General features: G+C 69.8%; 14 protein-coding genes. 4 read left to right on the top strand and 10 right to left on the bottom strand.

The annotated features are described in order from the left end of the window. Positions 1-185: 185 nt before the first annotated feature. Positions 186-353, top strand: a complete 168-nt coding sequence (locus tag C1707_RS26050; RefSeq protein WP_164467301.1) for a hypothetical protein — start codon at positions 186-188, stop codon at positions 351-353. Positions 354-444: 91 nt separating this feature from the next. Here C1707_RS26050 and def read toward each other — a convergent pair whose 3' ends face one another. The 7 genes from def to C1707_RS07920 all read right to left on the bottom strand — a co-directional run bounded on the left by def (position 445) and on the right by C1707_RS07920 (position 8,771). Next, positions 445-966 carry a peptide deformylase gene (def, locus tag C1707_RS07950; RefSeq protein WP_101713985.1) on the bottom strand — a complete coding sequence of 174 codons (522 nt, stop codon included), beginning with the start codon at positions 964-966 and terminating at the stop codon, positions 445-447. A gap of 8 nt (positions 967-974) precedes the next feature. Then, on the bottom strand, positions 975-2,285 hold the full coding sequence (locus C1707_RS07945) for a DNA recombination protein RmuC (RefSeq protein WP_101713986.1): 1,311 nt from the start codon (positions 2,283-2,285) through the stop codon (positions 975-977). A gap of 64 nt (positions 2,286-2,349) precedes the next feature. Beyond that, positions 2,350-3,726 (bottom strand): hypothetical protein, encoded by a 1,377-nt coding sequence (locus C1707_RS07940; protein ID WP_101713987.1) that lies wholly within the window; start codon positions 3,724-3,726, stop codon positions 2,350-2,352. Positions 3,727-3,774: 48 nt separating this feature from the next. Continuing rightward, positions 3,775-4,191: a DUF5990 family protein gene (locus tag C1707_RS07935; RefSeq protein WP_101713988.1), complete on the bottom strand. Its 417-nt coding sequence runs from the start codon at positions 4,189-4,191 to the stop codon at positions 3,775-3,777. 63 nt (positions 4,192-4,254) lie between these two features. Further along, complete coding sequence (locus C1707_RS07930; RefSeq protein WP_101713989.1) at positions 4,255-4,821, bottom strand: hypothetical protein; 567 nt, start codon at positions 4,819-4,821, stop codon at positions 4,255-4,257. Between the two features lie 60 nt (positions 4,822-4,881). Then, entirely contained in the window at positions 4,882-7,230 is a 2,349-nt protein-coding gene (locus C1707_RS07925; RefSeq protein ID WP_101713990.1) for a glucan 1,4-alpha-glucosidase, read from the bottom strand. 8 nt (positions 7,231-7,238) lie between these two features. Beyond that, positions 7,239-8,771, bottom strand: a complete 1,533-nt coding sequence (locus C1707_RS07920; protein ID WP_101713991.1) for an MFS transporter — start codon at positions 8,769-8,771, stop codon at positions 7,239-7,241. Positions 8,772-9,203: 432 nt separating this feature from the next. Here C1707_RS07920 and C1707_RS07915 point away from each other — a divergent pair, with 432 nt between their 5' ends. Both C1707_RS07915 and C1707_RS07910 read left to right on the top strand, forming a co-directional pair. Beyond that, on the top strand, positions 9,204-9,668 hold the full coding sequence (locus C1707_RS07915; RefSeq protein ID WP_101713992.1) for an RrF2 family transcriptional regulator: 465 nt from the start codon (positions 9,204-9,206) through the stop codon (positions 9,666-9,668). After that, complete coding sequence (locus tag C1707_RS07910; RefSeq protein ID WP_101713993.1) at positions 9,658-10,551, top strand: NAD(P)/FAD-dependent oxidoreductase; 894 nt, start codon at positions 9,658-9,660, stop codon at positions 10,549-10,551. Before C1707_RS07915 ends, C1707_RS07910 begins: the two co-directional genes overlap by 11 nt. A gap of 122 nt (positions 10,552-10,673) precedes the next feature. Here C1707_RS07910 and C1707_RS07905 read toward each other — a convergent pair whose 3' ends face one another. Next, positions 10,674-12,704, bottom strand: a complete 2,031-nt coding sequence (locus tag C1707_RS07905) for a glycoside hydrolase family 97 protein (protein WP_101713994.1) — start codon at positions 12,702-12,704, stop codon at positions 10,674-10,676. A gap of 89 nt (positions 12,705-12,793) precedes the next feature. On the opposite strand from C1707_RS07905, the gene C1707_RS07900 reads away from it, so the two are divergent. Beyond that, on the top strand, positions 12,794-13,855 hold the full coding sequence (locus C1707_RS07900) for a LacI family DNA-binding transcriptional regulator (RefSeq protein WP_276328248.1): 1,062 nt from the start codon (positions 12,794-12,796) through the stop codon (positions 13,853-13,855). A 122-nt stretch (positions 13,856-13,977) separates the two neighbouring features. On the opposite strand, the gene C1707_RS07895 is transcribed toward C1707_RS07900, so the two are convergent. Beyond that, positions 13,978-15,612: an alpha-amylase family glycosyl hydrolase gene (locus C1707_RS07895; RefSeq protein ID WP_101713996.1), complete on the bottom strand. Its 1,635-nt coding sequence runs from the start codon at positions 15,610-15,612 to the stop codon at positions 13,978-13,980. Continuing rightward, the gene (locus tag C1707_RS07890) at positions 15,609-17,438 is read right to left on the bottom strand and encodes an alpha-amylase family glycosyl hydrolase (RefSeq protein ID WP_101713997.1); all 1,830 of its coding nucleotides are present in this window, start codon (positions 17,436-17,438) and stop codon (positions 15,609-15,611) included. Before C1707_RS07890 ends, C1707_RS07895 begins: the two co-directional genes overlap by 4 nt. Positions 17,439-17,666 lie beyond the last annotated feature (228 nt).

Here is a 17,666-nt window from a genome sequence, read left to right as displayed (position 1 = left end):
GTGGTGATCCCGCGGAATGCTGGACGAGGGTGAAATCGGACCGATGCCCGCAGCCCTCCCAATCGCTTCACCATCGCACCCCCCATGCCCAAGCTTGCGCGACACTAAGGGCACACTCCGCCTGATCAATGACGGAACGTGGCCGGACAGCGCTCCGTTCTCTCCTTCGAACCCAGGAGAACCCCATGGCCGACCCCGAAGACACCGAGACCTACGATCCCTCCACGCCCGAAGCCAACCGCGCCATCCAGCAGGGTATCGGCGTCGGCGCCCGCGACCTGGCCGCGCAGCGCGACCCGGGCGAAGGCGACGCCCCGCTGGATGACGCCGTCGACGAGGACGAGAACGACTAGAGAAATCCTCTCCCCGTGGGAGAGGATCTTGGAAAAGAAAAAGCCCCGGCCTTTCGGACCGGGGCTCTTCTTCGAGCTCAGCGTCGGCCGCTTAAGCCGCGCGGCGGGCCTTCTTGACCTTGGCCATGGCGCGGTCGCGGCGCAGGCGCGACAGGTGATCGATGAACAGCACGCCTTCCAGGTGGTCCATCTCGTGCTGGATGCAGACGGCGAACAGGCCCTCGGCCTCTTCCTCGACCTTCTCGCCCTGGTAGTTCAGGTAGCGCACCTTGATGCGGGCCGGACGCTCGACGGCGTCGAAATACTCCGGCACCGACAGGCAGCCTTCCTCGTACGAGAACAGCTCTTCCGACGGATCGAACAGTTCGGGATTGACGAAGAAGCGCGGCGCCGGCTCCTCGTCCTCGCGGGCCAGGTCCATGACGATGATGCGCACGGGCTCGCCGACCTGCACGGCGGCCAGGCCGATGCCGGGCGCGTCGTACATGGTCTCCAGCATGTCGTCCATCAGGACGCGCAGGTCGTCGGTGACGGTCTCGACGGGCGTGGAGATCTTCTTCAGCGTCGCCAGGTCGGCGGGATTATCGATGGTGAGGATGCGACGGATGGCCATAACGGGACTCAGGTAGGCGTCCCGTTTCCGAGGGTCAAGGCGGGGTTTTGTCCCACCCCGTCCGTCGAACCGTTTGAGGCGTCTGCGATTTCCAGCTTGGTGACCGGGCGCACGGCGGTGTCGACCCCGCCCAGCTCCTCGATGCCCTTGCCGCCGTGCTCGACCTTCAGTTTCTCGAACTCGCGGGCCTTGGGCAGCACCCGGCTCTCCAGCGAACCGACGAAGGCGTTGTACTTGTCGACGGCGGCCGACAGCGAGCGGCCCATGCCGGCCACGTGGCCGCCCATGTCGGCCACGCGCTTGTAGAGCTCGCGCCCAAGGGCGGCGACCTCGACGGCGTTCTTGGCCTGCTCCTCGACGCGCCAGCCGTAGGACACCGCCTTGCAGAGGGCGAAAAGGGTCGAGGGGGTGGCGATGATCACCCGCTTTTCCATGGCCTCGGTCATCAATTCGGGCGTGCGCTCCAGGGCGGCCGCCAGAATGCCGTCGCCGGGCACGAACATGGCCACGAAGTCGGGCGAGACCTCCAGCGCGTCCCAGTAGGCCTTGGCCGACAGCTGCTGGATATGGGTGCGCAAGGATGCGGCGTGACGCAGGTAGGCGGCCTCGCGCGTGACGTCGTCGGCCGCATCCTGGGCCTCCAGATAGGCGGTCAGCGAGCACTTGGCGTCGATCACGAAGGCGGCGTTGCGCGGCATGCGCACCACCACGTCGGGACGGATGCGGCCGCCGTCCAGCTGCACCTGCTCGGTGAAGTCGACGCCGTGCTTGAGGCCGGCCATCTCCAGCACGTTGCGCAGCATCTGCTCGCCCCAACGGCCCTGCACGCCGGCGCCCCGGCGCAGGGCGGCCGACAGCTTGCGCGCCTCGGCCTGGGTGGCGGTCGAGGCCTCCATCAGGGCGGCGATCTGGGCCTTGAGGCCGCCGGTCTCCTCGGCGCGCACCTTCTCGACGGCGGTGACCTGGGCCTCGAACTTGGCCAGGGTCTCGGCCACCGGCTTCAGCTGGGCCTCCAGGCGGGCGTGGGTCAGCTGGTCGCGGCTCTTGGCGTTCTCGTCTGCCCGCTTGATCAGCTGTTCGGCCACGGCGTGGGCGCTCTTCTCGGCCTGGGCGCGGATCAGCTCGATCTGCGTCGCCGACTGGTCTTCCAGGTGCCGGTGCCGCTCCAGCGCCTGCTCCAGCTGGGCGGTAAGCCGCCAGACCTCCTGCTCGGCCCCGGCCGCCTTGCGCTGGGCCATGATCGCCCAGACCACCGCCCCGGCGGCGGCGAGCAGGAACACCAAGGCGAGGATCAGGTAGGGGTCGACGGCGTCGTTCATGCTCCGTTCTTAGCCGGAGTCGAGGGCCAGAGGAAGGCGCGCCGCGACGGAAAGACCTGACGCGTCAGGTCACGGGCGGCGCGCAGGGCGGACCCGCCAGGCGCGCGTCGAGCGTCGCCAGGATCTCGGCGATGTGTGGCTCGGGCATCGAGTGGATCACCGCCGGCCGCGCCCGCCGGAAGGCGGCGCAGGCCTGCGAGGCGAGGCCCATGGCCAGCAGAGCCTCGCCTCGTTCAAGGCCCGCCCCTGTCCAGAACCAGTTGTTCCCTTCGATCCCGGCCTTTTCGGCGAGCGCTAGTCCCCGGTCGATCGTCGCCAGGGCGGCGGGGGCGTCGCCCGACAGCCGCAGGGCGCGGGCGAGCAACACCTCCGACGCGCCGTCGCTCGCCCGCCCGTCCGCCTTGGCGTGGGCCTTCCAGAGGGCGTCGGAAACCCGCAGGAAGCCAACCGCCTCGCGCGGCGCCCCCACCTTCAGCAGGTCGCGACCGAAACCGCCGAAGGCCTCGGCCACCGGCGCGATGGACACATCACCCGACCAGAGACCGTTGGCGATCTGGTCGAGGACGGTCGCGTTGGGCGACAGGAAGCGCTCGCCGTCCACCAGGACCGCGGCCTTACGACTCGTGTCGATCACGCCGTCCCGGTCGCCGGCGGCGGCCTGGGCGTGCGAGCGCGCCACGTAGAGGCGCATCAGGCCGGCCTTGCGGTCGCGCCGGGAGAAGTCGTCGGGCGCCTGGGCGAGCCGGGCCTCGGAAAGGCTGGCCGCCTCGCCGAACCGATCGGCGGCGCTCCGGGCGTCGCCAGACAGCTCCAGCAGGTCGCCCTCGATCTTCAGCGCCGACAGGAGCTCGAACGAATCCCGGTCCCCAAGACCGTCACCGGCTTCCACGATCGACCGCCAGCGGCGCACGTTGGCTTGGGCGTAGGCCAGGCTCGGCTTGCGATCGGGCGCGCCGTTCATCTGGTAGATCAGCTGCGAGGTGATCTCGGCCACGGCCCGTGGATCGCTCTCGCCAGCTTGCCGCTGCGACCGCCAGGCGGCCAGCGCGCCGGCCTCGTCGCCCTGGCGCAGCCGGGCGACCGCCAGCGCGCTCCAGGCGCCGTCGGACGGCTCGACCCGGACGCGCTCCTCGGCCAGCCTCAGGGCCTCGGCCGCGCGGCCCGACGACTGCAGCACGCCCTGCAGGAACATCCAGTCGCTGCTGCGCGACCCCGGGTCGGCGCAGTTGGCGCGCGCCGCCGCCACGGTGGTTTCGGGCTTGAACGGATAGGGCGCCGGATCGCGCAGGAAATGACCCCAGAACGCCGCGTAGCGGATCCCGGCGGGTTCCGACAAAGGCGCCGCCAGCGACCCGGCCGCCGCCTCGCACAGGGCCCGGGCCGCGTCCGGAACGGCGGGCTGGGCGGCGGCGAGCGCGAGGGCGGCGAACAGCGAAATCATCGCGGGAAAGCTATCGGCGACGCCATCCAAAGTCGAGCTTGCGCGCGCTCAGCCGGCCACGCGCCAAGCCTCTAGCGGAACCACCGTGGCGCAGGCCGGGCCGCCGTCCTTGGCGCGGCCGGGCAGCAGAACCTCCAGCACGGCGCCTTCCAGGGCTCGCGCCAGCAGGTCGGCGGGAATGGTGTGGATGTCGATCTTGGCTCGCCTCGTCCAGGTCGAGCCGTGCTGGCCGGCCGAGGTTCCTATGGCGATATAGACGAACCGCCGGCTAGGGCCTTCGCTACGCACGAACTCGCCCAGGAACCGGGGACCGGGCGCGACGCGCACCGAAACGTCGAAGGCAAGCGGCCCGTCGCCGGCGACGAGCGGCCCCACGGGGTGGTTCTTCTTGTCCTGCAGGCTGTAGGCGACGCCAGGAACCGGGTCCTGGATACGCAGCCTCAGCGTGATCGGCTGACCGGTCATGGCGCTCCTCCCAGGACGAAGTCGTAGCCGCCCCCGCGTCCGGGCGAAACACCCGACCGACGCCTACGGCCCGCAGGTCCAGCGGCCCGGCAGGGTCAGGCTGGCGCCGTCGGCGCGCAGATAGGTCAGGGTCGCCGGGCGCGGCGGGGACTCGCCGCCGCCGACGGCCGGGCCGGTCAGGACGATGCGGATGGTCTTGCCCTGGCCGCTGAAGCTCGCGCCGCCCGTCATGCCGTCGAAACCGCCGGGCGCGGCGATCCGCTCGACATAGTCGCCGACCTTGACCAGGCCCTGGGCGGCGTCGCGCGAACCGACGTTTCCCTTGGCCAGCAGCAGCGAGCCCTGCTCGGCCGAGAAGCCGCAGGCCAGTTCGCCCTCCAGCGGCTGGGCCTTGAGGTCGCCTTCCGACAGCGGAGAGAGCCGGATCGGCGAGCCGTCGCCGCCCACCGTGCGCGGCTCGGTCGGCGGTCCGACCTCCGGCGGCGGCGCCAGCGTGGCCGGCGCCTCGGCGGAAGGGGCCGAGGCCATCTCGGGCGAGGCGCTCTTGGGCTTGGGATCCGAGCAGGCGCTCAGGGCCAGCGCCGCCAAGGCGGCCGCGCCGAACAGGGAAAGATCGCCGGGTCGGGGCATGATGAAGCTCCTTTGCACGCGGCTAGGAGTACGCCCCGGATCCTGGCGGGTTCCTGTCCCCTACTTGGCGTAGCGCGCCGCCACCGGCTCGTAGCGGTCCCAGACCTGGCCGTCGGCCAGCGAGCGCAGCAGCTTGACGTACTCGGCGTGCGACCAGGCCAGCGGGGTGGCCGAGTCCGTGCCCTCGCCGGTCACGTACGGGTGGCGGGTCTTTGCGCCGACGCCGTCCCAGACCTGTTCGGGGATCAACAGGCCGTCATTGGCGAACAGCTCGATGCCCTTGACGTAGCGGGCGCGGATGGCGGCGATCTGGGCCCTGCTCGGCTTGCCTTTCTCGGCGGCCAAAGCGAGCTCGTAGTGCCCGCGCTCGCCGGTGAAGATCGGCCACACCCGGCCGCGCTGGCCCGGGCTCATCTGCCCGCCCTCGCCATAGTTGCCGCCGGTCCTGGCGTCCTCGCCGTAACCGTCGACGTCGTAGCGCCGCCAGCCGGGGAAGCCGCCCTTCACGCCCGGAAAGCTGAAGTCGTAGCGCACGCGGTAGAGGTCCTCGCGGTCGGTCGCGTCCAGCTCGGGCAGGCTGCCGACGATGTGGCTGTCGTCGGCCCGGCGCACGCCGTAGCGGACCAGTTCCAGGAAGCCGCCGTCGACCACCTCGTCCTCGGGCGGGGCGATCTGGCCGTTGGCGGCGCCGATCGGGGCCTTGTCGTTGGGGTCCTCGTTCTTGTTCAGGCGCATGAAGTAGGCGCCGTCGCCGAACTTGCCGCTGGTGGTGAACATCCGCGCCTCGACCTTGGCCGAATAGGCGTCGGCGGTCTGGCGATAGCGGTCGCCCGAGGCCTTGTCGCCCGCCAGGTCGGCGATGTCGCCGGCGGTCACCAGGCCGGCGATCACCGCGGCCGTGGTCGAGGGCGAGTGGCCGGCCTGCTCCTCCCAGCGCTCCTGCTGGGTGAAGGGCGGGACGATCGTTTCCTTGTTCCAGCCGATATTGACCTTGCCGCCGTCGACCAGAAAGTCGGCGGCCGGCTTGATCATGCGGGCGTAGTAGTCCTTCAGGTCCGGCTCCGACAGCCAGCCCAGCTTCCACAGCTTCCAGCCCAGCATGATCGGCATCGCCGTCTGGTCGAGCTGGACGCCGACCCACTCGGGGGTTCCGTCCACTTCCGACTTCTGCAGGAACCAGCCGCCGGCGCCCTTGTTGCCCGGGGTCTTCTCGCCGACCTGCACGGTGGGCAGGTAGTGGAAGGCCGCCAGAGGCGTGTCCTTGTCGCCCAGCGCCGCCAGGGCCATGGCGCACTGGTAGAAGTCGCGCGGCCAGACGGCCTTGTAGCCGGTCGACGGCTTGGACGCGTCCACCGTGTCGCCCCACGGGTTGGACAGCGAGGCGATCAGGGCGCCGGCATGGGTGCGGTCTTCCTGCACCTTCAGCATCAGGGCGCTGGCATAGGCCAGCTTGCCGCCGTCGGCGCTTTCCCTGGCCACGCGCGGCAGTTCGCTCAGCGAGGCGATGTAGTCGCTCCAGCCGACGCGGTCGCCCTCGCCGTTGTAGCGGGCCAGCACCTCGTCGTAGCCGGTCTTCAGGCTGGCCATGGCGGTGGCGGCCGAGGCGCCCGGATCGGCGCCGAAGCCGATGGCGAAGTCGTAGGTCGCCGCCCCCGAGCCTTGCGTCGGCAGCTGTGCGGCCAGCACGATGGCGCCCTTGGCCTCGGAGTCGCCGGCCAGCACGCCGCCGTCGACGATCTTCAGGGCGTCGTTGCCCTCCAGCTTGGCGGCGGCCGCCTTGGCGAACGGACGGTCGCCGCGCAGGGTCAGGTAGACCTTGCCCTCGCCGGCCGTCAGGGCCTGGGCGCCGGCCGAGCCGACGTCGCCTCCGCCGGTGTTGGCCATGTGCGGCTCCAGCACCAGGAACGGCGTCACCGGGCCCTTCAGGGCCTTGATCGTCACCCGCAGGAACAGGGCGTGGCGATCGGGATCGGTGAAGATCCGCTTCTCGATGACGAAGCGGCCGGCCTTGTCGGTGGTGGTGATCTTGTAGGCCGGCGACAGCGGCCGGCCCTTTTTGTCCGTATACAGATATTCCGTGCGGGCGGTCGTGTCGCGGCCCTCGACGGCCAGGCCGTCGGCGGTCTTCACGGCGATCCGCATCTGCTTGATCTGGGCCTCGTGGATCAGGCCGTACATGGTTTCGGTCAGCACGCCGTCGGCGACCGAGAACCATACCTTGGACACCGCGCCGGTGGGGCCGCCGTCCTTGTAGGCGCCGTCGACATAGGCCTCGTACGAGGCGCCGACGGCGGTCTTGGCCGAATAGGCCCAGGTGGTCGCCGGCTTGGCGGCGGGCTCGGCGGCTTGGGCGACGCCCGCGGCAGTGAGCGCCGAGGCGGCCAGGATCAGGGTCTTGAGGGTACGCATGTGAAACCTCACGAGGTGAGCTTGGCCAGCCGCTTGGGCTCGCCCGGGTCGTTGACGGCGAAGACGGCGATCGCGGCGATCAGGAACGCGGCCGCGCCCAGCACCAGCGCCCAGATCGCCTGGCCGCCGAAGAAGGTCTTGAGCAGCAGGCCCAGCACGGTGGCGGCCAGGAGCTGCGGGATGACGATGAAGAAATTGAAGATGCCCATGTAGACGCCCATCTTCCGCCCCGGCACCGAGCCCGACAGGATCGAATAGGGCGACGACAGGATCGAGCTCCAGGCGAAGCCGACCCCCACCATGCCGAGAACCAGCAGCTTCGGGTCACGGATGACCATGAACGACAGCAGGCCAAGCCCGCCCAGGACCAGGCAGATGGCGTGGGCGACGCGACGGCTGAAGGCGCGGGCGATGACCGGGATTAGCAGGGCCGCCAGGGCCGCCACGCCGTTGTAGACCCCGAACAGCACCCCCACCCAGTCGGCCCCGGCGTTGTAGGCGGCCGAGGTCGCGTCGGTCGCGCCGTAGTGGAAGGCGGCGACGGCGGGCGTGGTGTAGATCCACATGGCGAACAGGCCGAACCACGAGAAGAACTGCACCACCGCCAGCTGCTTCATGGTGGCGGGCATGGCGAACAGGTCCTCGACCACCTCGGAAAAGCCGTTGCCGGTGCGCCCCGCCCGCTTCAGCTGGCCGGCGACCAGCTGCGCTAGGCCAAAGCCCGCGATCAGGGCGGCCAGGACGTAGAGCTCCTTCTCCAGCTTGAGGGCGTAGACGCCCGCAGCGACGGCCAGGCCGGCGATGGTCCAGATCGCGCCGCCGGTCAGGTAGGCGGCGACGGCCCGGCCCGGACCGGCGTGGGTCGCGACAGCCTCGCCCTTGGCAGCGGCCTGCGCCGCCTCGAAGGCGGCCATCTGCTCGGGCGAATACTCTCGGGTGGTGAAGACGGTCCACATCACCGCCGCCAGCAGCACCGCGCCGCCGGCGTAGAAGGCGATGCGCACCGAAGGCGGGATCTGGCCGGCCGGGGCGGTGTTGGCGACGTCCAGCCAGTTGGTCAGGATCCAGGGCAGGCACGAGGCCAGCACCGCCCCGATCCCGATGAAGAAGCTCTGCATGGCGTAGCCGGTGGACCGCTGCTCGTCGGGCAGGTTGTCGCCGACGAAGGCCCGGAACGGCTCCATGGTGATGTTGATCGAGGCGTCCATGATCCACAGCGCCGAGGCCGCGATCCACAGGGTCGGCGAGTTGGGCATCAGGACCAGGGCGGCCGTGGTCAGGATCGCGCCCCAGAAGAAATAGGGCCGCCGACGGCCCAGCCGCCCCCAGGTCTTGTCGGACAGGTGGCCGATGATCGGCTGCACCAAGAGGCCCGTGGCGGGCGCTGCGATCCACAGGATGGCCAGGTGGTCGATCTCGACGCCGAGGGTCTGGAAGATGCGGCTGGTGTTGGCGTTCTGCAGGCCAAAGCCGATCTGGATCCCGAAGAACCCGAAGCACATGTTCCAGATCTGGAAGAGGCTCAGCCTGGCCTTGGTCATCGCTTCCCCGCCTTGACGCCGCCGGTTTGCCCGGCCGTTTGCGCAAATATTTGCATCGCGCTTTGCGGCAGACATTTGCGCATGGGGCGGGGAGCGATGCAACGGTGAAGTGGGATTTTCGCTGACTTTACGGGCGAGGACGGGTGGGGAACGGGGCGAAGCAATCGAGGATCAAGGGGACGACACGCACTGGCCCGCGCGAGTGCGCGGCAATAGTTCTCATAAATTTGCATCACCAAATCCGCTTCCCTGGGCCTTGTGCCCAGGGCCCATGGTTCAGCCGCCGAGATCCAGGCCGGCTATCGGCGATCTGAGCGACGGCGCAATGGATCCTGGGCACAAGGCCCAGGAAGGCGACCGAGGGAGCCTCGGTGCGGCGCCCGGAAAAACGCCCCCTTGCGCCCCGCCCCTTCACGTAACATACATCATTACATGAAACGGAACAGCCGCCTCTCCGTCGCCCTGCACGTGCTGCTGCACATGGCCGAGCAGCCCGACAAGGCCCTCACCTCCGAAGTCCTGGCCGGCTGGGCCGCGACCAATCCGGTGGTCATCCGCCGCACCTTCGCGGGGCTGCGCGAGGCCGGCATCGTCGGCTCGTCCAAGGGCCACGGCGGCGGCTGGACCCTGCTCAAGCCCCTGGGCGCCGTCAGCCTGGCCGACATCCAGGCCGCGCTCGACGAGCCGCTGCTGGCCCTGGGCAAGGCCGAGGAAAGCCCCGGCTGCCTGGTCGAACAGGCGGTCAACGCCGCCCTCGACGACGCCGTAGCCGAAGCCCGCCGCCTGCTGGACGAGCGGCTGTCGAAGATCACCCTGGCGGACCTGGCCGCCCAGATCGGCCCGCGCCGCATCGTGCTGCAGGCGGCGGGCGGCAAGGACCCCCATCATGACTCATGACGCCATCGTCGTCGGCGGAAGCTTCGCCGGCCTGTCCGCCGCCATGCAGCTGGCCCGCGCCCGCCGCGACGTGCTGGTGGTGGACGCGGGCCTGCCGCGCAACCGCTTCGCCGACGCCTCGCACGGGTTCCTGGGCCAGGACGGCAGGGCGCCGTTCGACATCCTGCGCGAGGCCCGCCGCCAGCTCGGCGCCTATCCGACCGTCGCGTTCGTCGAGGGCGAGGCCCGCGACGCCTGGACCGAGGATGGCGGCTTCTCGGTCGCCCTGAACGACGGCCGCACCGTGCGCGGCCGGCGGCTGGTGCTGGCCACCGGCGTCGCCGACCAGTTGCCCGACATTCCGGGCCTCAAGCCCCGATGGGGCGCGACCGTGCTGCACTGCCCCTACTGCCACGGCTACGAGGCCCGCGACCGGCGGCTGGGCGTGCTGGCCAGCGGCGCGATGGACCTGCACAAGGCCCAGATGATCCCCGACTGGGGGCCGACCATCCTGTTCAGCCAGGGCCTGCCGATCGACGCCGAGACGCGGGACCGCCTGGCCGCGCGCGGCGTGGCGATCGAGGAGGTCCCGGTGGTGGAACTGCTGGGCGACGAGCCCGACCTTTCGGGCGCCCGCCTGGCCGACGGCCGGGTCGTCGCCATCGAGGCGATCTTCGCCTCGCCGACCGTGCGCATGGCCAGCCCCCTGGCGCAGCGCCTGGGCTGCGCCTTCGAGGACGGCCCGCTGGGCCCGCTGATCGCGGTCGACGACTGGAAGGCGACCAGCGTGGCGGGCGTGTTCGCCGCCGGCGACGCGGCGCGGGCCAACCACAACGCCACCCTGGCCTCGGCCGACGGGGTGCTGGCGGGCGTGGGCGCGCACCGGTCGCTTATCTTCGACTGATCCACCCCACTGCGTAAAACCCCCGCGAAAGCGGGGGCCCAGGCTTTTTCCGCAACCCAAGGCGCTCGACGATAAAACGCCTGGGTCCCCGCTTTCGCGGGGACATTACGGAGGGAGAGCCGTTACTTTTTCAGCGCCACGAACCGGATCGCCTGGCCGCCGCCGGGAGCCAGCTTCAGCTCCAGCACGTCGGCCGCCGTCACCTCGCGGGACTCGATGACGATGTCCTGCGGGGCGGTCTTCCAGTCGGCCTTCTCACCGTCGCGATAGATCTCGGCCCGATACTTGCGGCCTGGATCCAGGAACGACAGCGGCGCGGAAAGCACCCGCCCCTGCTCGTCGCTGATCGCGCCCAGGTACCAGTCGTCGCTCTTGCGATCCTTGCGGGCGATGGTGACGAAGTCGCCGATCTCGCCGTTGATCACGCGGGTGTCGGCCCAGTCGACCGGCACGTCCTCGATGAACTTGAACGGCCCTGGATTGGCCTCGTAGTTCTCGAGCAGGTCGGCGGCCATCTGGATCGGGCTGTAGATCACCACGTACAGCGCCAGCTGCTTGGCCCAGGTTGTGGCCACGCCGTCGGGCGCCTTGGTCTTCATGCCGAAGATGCCGGGCGTGTAGTCCATCGGCCCGGCCAGCAGGCGGGTGAAGACCAGGTTGGCCTCGTGCTCGGGCGGGTTGCCCGGCTGGCCCCAGGCGCTGAACTCCATGCCCCGCGCGCCCTCGCGGCTGATCCAGTTGGGCCAGGTGCGGCGCAGGCCGGTGTCCTTGATCGGCTCGTGGGCGTTGATGGCGATTTGGCGCTTGGCGGCGGCCTCCAGCACCCGCAGGTGATGCCGCGCCATCGGCTGGCTTTCGTGCCAGGCGAAGTGGACCTTGCCGTCCGCCCCCGTCACCTGCGCGCCGCCGGCGTCGGCCACGTAGCCAGTCTTCACGGCCGGCACGCCCACCGACTTGTAGAGGTCGAAGGCGGCGTCCATCTGGCGCTCGTAGACGACGGTGTTGCCGGCCGTCTCGTGGTGACCGATCAGCACGACGCCCTTCTTGCGGGCGTAGTCGGTCAGCTTCTTCAGGTCGAAGTCCGGGTAGGATTGCGTGAAGCTGAACTCCGAGCCGTCGGCGAACCAGGCGCCGTCCCAGCCCTTGTTCCAGCCCTCGACCAGCACCCCGCCCAGGCCATGCCTGGCGGCGAAGTCGATATGACGGATCACGTTCTCATTGGTCGCGCCGTGCTTGGGACCCGAGCCCCAGGTCTTGTGGTCGAGGTGCATCTCCCACCAGACGCCGACATACTTCATCGGCTTGATCCACGAGACGTCGCCCAGCTTGTTGGGCTCGTTGAGGTTCAGGATCAGGCTGGAGGACACCAGGCCGCCGGCGCTGTCGGCGATCTGCAGGGTGCGCCAGGGCGTGGGGAACGGCGCCGTCCGCTCGACCTTGGCCTCGCCGATCCCCGGGGTCAGGCTGGCCTTGAAGCGGCGATCCTGGGCGCGGGTCAGGTTCATGCCGGCATAGTCGACCAGCGACGCCTCGTGGATCGAGACGTGCAGCCCGTCCCTGGTGCGCACGGTCATCGGGGTCTGGGCGATCCCGACCTCTTCGACCGGCGTGCGATTGTAGAGATATTCCTCGCGGTTCCATTCGTAGGCCGGAATCCACCAGGCCGTGGCCTCGTCCACGAGCGAGAACTCGGTCAGTTCCTCGCCGATGCGAGCGGTCTTCAGATTGGCCTGCTCGGGAAACTCGTAGCGGAAGCCCAGGCCGTCGTCATAGAGCCGGAACACCACGTCCAGGCGCCGATGCAGCGGAGTCTTCTCGACCAGGGTCACACGCAGCTCGTTGAAGCGATTGCGCACGCTCTTGCGCTCGCCCCAGGGCAGGTCCCAGGTCTCGTCGACGCTGCGGATCTTCTGGTCGGCGACCTCGAAATTGCGCTGCAGCTTGGGCGCGTCGACCAGGATGAAGCCCAGCTTCGACGGGGCGATCACCGGCCGGCCCAGACGGCTGACCGTATAGGTCGGCTGGCCGTCGTTGTCGGTGGTGACCGACACGCTCAGCACCTTGTCGGGCGAGGTCGCGGTGGCGGTGACCGCCGCCAGCGACGGCGAGGCCGCCAGGGCCAGGACGGCCGCGGCGAGAAGGCGCAGGATCATGCTTCTACTCCGGAAAACCTTGCCTCGCCGCACTTGCCAAGCGCGGCGGGCGATGCGTTAAACAGGTCAGTGAAAAATTTTGCGGCAAGATTTGCAGCGGCAGTCTTGGACGCCAGAGCCGACGGGGACGGAACACGGTGAGCAAGGGGGCGACGCGTCTGGAAGACCTGGCCAGGATGGCCGGCGTCTCGATCTCCACCGCCTCGCGGGCGCTGAACGACAGCCCCGCCGTCAACCAGCGCACCAAGCAGCTGATCTGGAAGCTGGCGCGCGAGATGGACTATCCGTTCCGCCGCTACATGCCCGCCGGCCCCATCGGCGCCGAGGGCACGATCGCCATCGTCGTGCCGCGTCCGCAGCACCGCGAGGGCCGGCTGTCGGATCCGTTCTTCCTCGAGCTGTTCGCCGGCGTCGGCGAAGCCGCCCGCGAGCGGGGATGCGACATCCTGGTCAGCCACGTGGCCCCGGGCAGCTTCGAGGACCTGTCGGCGGCCATGACCACCAGCCGGGCGGACGGGGTGATCTTCCTGGGCCAGTCCTGGCTGCACACCGCCTTCAACCGCCTGGCCGAGACGGAAGCCCGCTTCGTGGTCTGGGGCGCGCAACTGCCCGACCAGGCCTACTGCTCGGTGGGCTCGGACAACCCGCTGGGGGCCAAGCGCGCGACGCTGCACCTGGCGCGTCTCGGGCGAAAGCGCATCGTCTTCCTGGGCGATACCGAGGCCCCCGAGGCCATGCAGCGCCACCGCGGTTATCTCGACGCGGTCGAACAGTTCGGCCTGGGCGTGGATCCCGACCTGGTGGTGCCGGCCCACTTCGAGGTCGAGTCGGCCGAGGCCAGCATCGACAGCCTCATCCAGCGCGGCGTGAAGTTCGACGGCGTCGTGGCCGCCTCCGACCTGATCGCCCTGGGCGCCATCCGCGCCCTGCAGCACGCGGGCCTGTCGGTGCCCGGCGACGTCTCGGTGATCGGCTACGACGACGTGCCGTTCGCCCGCTACTCGCGACCGGCCCTGTCGACGATCTCGCAGGACACCGCCAAGGCCGGCCGGCTGATGGTGTCCAAACTGCTGGACGCCAGCGGCCAGGGCGCCAGCCGGTCTGAGCGGGTGCCGACGGATTTGATCATCCGGGAAAGCTGCGGGGGCTGACCTCCTCCCTTCCCCCTCGATGGGGGAAGGGCCGGGGATGGGGGTGACGCGGCGCCGGCCAAGCCAGCCAGCCGACGCGGGATCACCCCCACCCAGCCCTCCCCCATCGAGGGGGAGGGCTTTCACGCAGCGCCCCGCTTCGCCAGCAGGCCGCCCAGCGGCGGCACGAAACCCGGCGCGCCGAGGTTGACGCTGTCGACGACCGTCCAGCCGTCCGGCAGGTCCCAGGCCACGGCCTCGAAGCCGATGTTGAACACGCACAGCAGGGCCGCCTCGCCCTCGCCGCGCTCGAACACCAGGAGCGGGGTGTTGGTGTCGATCAGATGCATGCCGCCAGTCCTCAGCGCCGGCCACCGGCCGCGCAGGCCGATCAGGCGGCGCGCGGCGTGCAGGGTCGAGGCCGGGTCGGCCTCCTGGGCGTCGACCGACAGCGGCAGGTGCGCCCGATCGACCGGCAGCCACGGCTCGACGGTGGAGAAGCCGGCGTTGACCGCCCCCGCCGTCCACGGCATCGGCGTGCGGGCGCCGTCGCGGCCCAGGGTCTGGGGCCAGTTGGCGATGGCCTCGGGATCGACCAGCCGTTCGAACGGCACGTGCGCCTGCGGCAGGCCCAGCTCCTCGCCCTGGTAGACGAAGACGTTGCCGCGCAGGGTCATCAGCAGCAGCAGCGCCATCTCGGCGAAGGCCTTGCGGTCGCGGCCGCGCGCCCAGCGCGACACCGCCCGGGGCGCGTCGTGGTTGGAGAAGGTCCAGGACGGCCAGCCCTCGCCGTCCACGCCTGGCCAGGCGCTGGCTCCGCCACGCACCAGTTCGTCCTTCAGTTCGTCGGCATAGAGGTAGAGGAAGCTGTAGGCGCTGTTGAGCCGGTCCTCGCCGGCCGTGAACAGCTTCATCTCCTCGTCGGCGCGGTCGCCGCCGATCTCGGCCACCGAGAAGCGGCCCTCGTACTGGTCGGTCAGGGCGCGCAGGCGGGACAGGAACTTCGGGATGTCCGGGTGGCCCTGGTTGAACACCTTGTCCTGGAAGTCGAACGGCCGCGTGCGCTTGCCGCCCGGCGGCAAGGGCGGGTTGTCCCGCAGGGCCGGGTCGTGCATCGAGAAGTTGATGGCGTCGAAGCGGAAGCCGTCCACGCCCCGCTCCAGCCAGAAGCGGGTGATGTCGAGCAGGGCTTCCTGGACCTTGGGGTTGTGCAGGTTCAGCTGCGGCTGCGAGGCCAGGAAGTTGTGCATGTAGTACTGGCCGCGCCGCGCGTCCCAGGTCCAGGCCGGGCCGCCGAACACCGACTGCCAGTTGGACGGCGGCGAGCCGTCGGGCTTGGCGTCGGCCCAGACGTACCAATCCGCATACGGATTATCCCGGCTCTCGCGGCCTTCCGCGAACCAGGCGTGCTCGTCGCTGGTGTGCGAGAAGACCAGGTCGATGATGATCTTCACGCCCAGGCGATGGGCCTTGTCGATCAGGGCGTCGAAGTCGGCGAGGGTTCCGAAGATCGGATCGACGTCGCGATAGTCGGCCACGTCGTAGCCGAAGTCCTTCATCGGCGAGGCGAAGAACGGCGACAGCCAGATCGCGTCGACGCCCAGCGAGGCGATGTGCTCGAGGCGCGCGGTGATCCCGGGCAGGTCGCCCACCCCGTCGTCGTTGGAGTCGGCGTAGCTGCGCGGATAGACCTGATAGATCACCGCGCCGCGCCACCACTCGGCGCTGCTTGCGGAAACGGGATGGGCGGCGGGCTTGGTCAAGCTTTCGGTCGTCACTGGTGCGCGCCCTCCGAGACGCAGATCTTGTAGTCGAGCGGCGCGATGGTCACGCGATAGCTGCCGGGCGCCGTCGCGGCCGGGGCGCAGGCGCCCACGGCCGAGCGCCAGACCGCCGAGGTCGTCTCGACCTCGACGTGGGCGTCCACCGGCGCCGCGCCGGTGTTGAACAGGACCAGGACCTCGCGGCCCTGGAGGATGCGGGAGACGGCCAGCAGGCCGGGCTTGTCGCCGGCGGCGCGCACGAGCTGGCGACCGGAGCGCAGGGCGGGCTCGGCCGCGCGGACCTTGGCCATGCCGGAAACCGCGCGATAGAGCGGCGCGGTCGCATCGTAGCGATCGGCCGAACCGCCCTTGCCGCCGATCAGGCGATTGTCGTTGTAGACCGCGACCTGGCTGGCGAACATGTCCTCGCGAGCGTCCTTGTCGTCGCCGTCGCCGGTGAAGCCCTGCTCGTCGCCATAGTAGAGGGTCGGGGCGCCGCGCAGGAACATCAGCATGGCGTGGGCGAGCACGTTGCGCTGGACGAGCTCGGCGTCGGAGGCGTCAGGCAGACCCTTCACCAGCCGGCGACCGAAACGCCCCATGTCGTGGTTGCCCAGGAAGGTCGGAATCTGCGGCCCGCCCGCCTCGCCGCCGCGATAGAGGGCGTCGGCGGCGTAGAGCGCGGCGAAGCGATCGGTCCCCGCCTTGCCCGCGACGACCTCGGTCACCGCCTTCTGGAAGGCGAAGTCCAGCGCGGCCGGAAAGCCGTCGACGACGGTCGAGCGGGCCAGGGCCACCGGATCCGGGTCGGCGACCTCGGCGAAGATGTGGAAGTTGGGAATGCCCCGCGCCTTGGCCCGCGCCTGCATGGCCGGCACGAAGGCCTGCCAGAACTCCGGGTTCACGTGACGGGCGGTGTCGACGCGGAAGCCGTCGATCCCGAACTCGTCGATCCACTGGCCGTAGATGTCGATGAAGCCCTGAACGACGCGCGGATGCTCGGTGTAGAGGTCGTCGAGCCCGGCGAAGTCGCCATAGAGCGAGCTCTCGCCGACGAAGTCGCTCTCGCCGCGGTTATGATACCAGATCGGGTCGTTCAGCCAGTCGGGCTTCTTGACCCTGGCCTCGGCCGCCGGGACATACGGCGTGTAGGCGAAGTCGGGCCGGGTCAGCTTCGCGAAATTGGCTTCCGAGCCGTCGGCGTCGCCGGCGAAACCGGCGTTGATCGCCGCCCCCGACACGCCGCCGCGCCGGCTGACCGGATAGTCGGCCTTGCTCCGGTACTCGCAGCGGCGGCCCTCGCACTCCTTCAGCTTGATGACGTCGGCCGTGTGGTTGATGACGATGTCGAGATAGACCTTCATCCCCCGCGCATGGGCGGCGTCGACCAGGGCCTTGAAGTCGGCCTTCGTTCCCAGGTGCGGGTCGACGTCGGTGAAGTCGGTGATCCAGTAGCCGTGATAGGCGGCGCTTTCCTGGCCCTTGGGGCCCTGCACCGGCTTGTTGACGAAGATCGGCGCCAGCCAGATCGCCGTCGCGCCCAGGCCCTGCACGTAGTCGAGCTTGCCGGTCAGCCCCTTGAAGTCGCCGCCGTGGAAGAAGCCCTTGTCGGCCGGGTCGTAGCCGGTGGCCAGGCGATCGCCGGAAAGGCCGCCGCGATCGTTGGACGGATCGCCGTTGGCGAAGCGGTCGGCCAGCACGAAGTAGATCACCTCGTCCTGAGGAAGCCGGTCGCGGAAGGATGTCGCGGGCTGGGCCGAAAGGGCCGGCGCGGCGGTCAGCGCCATGCCGGCGCAGCCGAGCGCGGCCGCTAGCCGCCCCCACCGATTGCGGGTGTCCATCCCCTGCCCCTCCATCCCTAGCGTGTCGATCATCGGCGGTTTCGCCGCCAGATCAATTTTGCATAGATTTGCAAAGCCGTTTGCAGGCTGTCAATCCATTCGCCGCGCGATCCGGCCCGACAGCCACGCCGCACTGTGGCGAAAAGGCCGCAAAAACCCAATGAATCATGGCTATACGGCGAACTGACGTCACGGAACATGACAATCCGTCCATTTTTCAGTTGCAAA

Source organism: Caulobacter flavus (genome assembly GCF_003722335.1).
GTDB lineage: Bacteria > Pseudomonadota > Alphaproteobacteria > Caulobacterales > Caulobacteraceae > Caulobacter > Caulobacter flavus.
This window is presented reverse-complemented; position numbering and strand designations above follow the sequence as displayed.

Coding starts and splice junctions, on each gene's coding strand:
- C1707_RS07925 (WP_101713990.1), bottom strand. CDS start 7,230: ATGCGTACCCTCAAGACCCTGATCCTGGCCGCCTCGGCGCTCACTGCC.
- C1707_RS07910 (WP_101713993.1), top strand. CDS start 9,658: ATGACTCATGACGCCATCGTCGTCGGCGGAAGCTTCGCCGGCCTGTCC.
- def (WP_101713985.1), bottom strand. CDS start 966: ATGGCCATCCGTCGCATCCTCACCATCGATAATCCCGCCGACCTGGCG.
- C1707_RS07890 (WP_101713997.1), bottom strand. CDS start 17,438: ATGGACACCCGCAATCGGTGGGGGCGGCTAGCGGCCGCGCTCGGCTGC.
- C1707_RS07915 (WP_101713992.1), top strand. CDS start 9,204: ATGAAACGGAACAGCCGCCTCTCCGTCGCCCTGCACGTGCTGCTGCAC.
- C1707_RS07920 (WP_101713991.1), bottom strand. CDS start 8,771: ATGACCAAGGCCAGGCTGAGCCTCTTCCAGATCTGGAACATGTGCTTC.
- C1707_RS07935 (WP_101713988.1), bottom strand. CDS start 4,191: ATGACCGGTCAGCCGATCACGCTGAGGCTGCGTATCCAGGACCCGGTT.
- C1707_RS26050 (WP_164467301.1), top strand. CDS start 186: ATGGCCGACCCCGAAGACACCGAGACCTACGATCCCTCCACGCCCGAA.
- C1707_RS07945 (WP_101713986.1), bottom strand. CDS start 2,285: ATGAACGACGCCGTCGACCCCTACCTGATCCTCGCCTTGGTGTTCCTG.
- C1707_RS07940 (WP_101713987.1), bottom strand. CDS start 3,726: ATGATTTCGCTGTTCGCCGCCCTCGCGCTCGCCGCCGCCCAGCCCGCC.
- C1707_RS07930 (WP_101713989.1), bottom strand. CDS start 4,821: ATGCCCCGACCCGGCGATCTTTCCCTGTTCGGCGCGGCCGCCTTGGCG.
- C1707_RS07905 (WP_101713994.1), bottom strand. CDS start 12,704: ATGATCCTGCGCCTTCTCGCCGCGGCCGTCCTGGCCCTGGCGGCCTCG.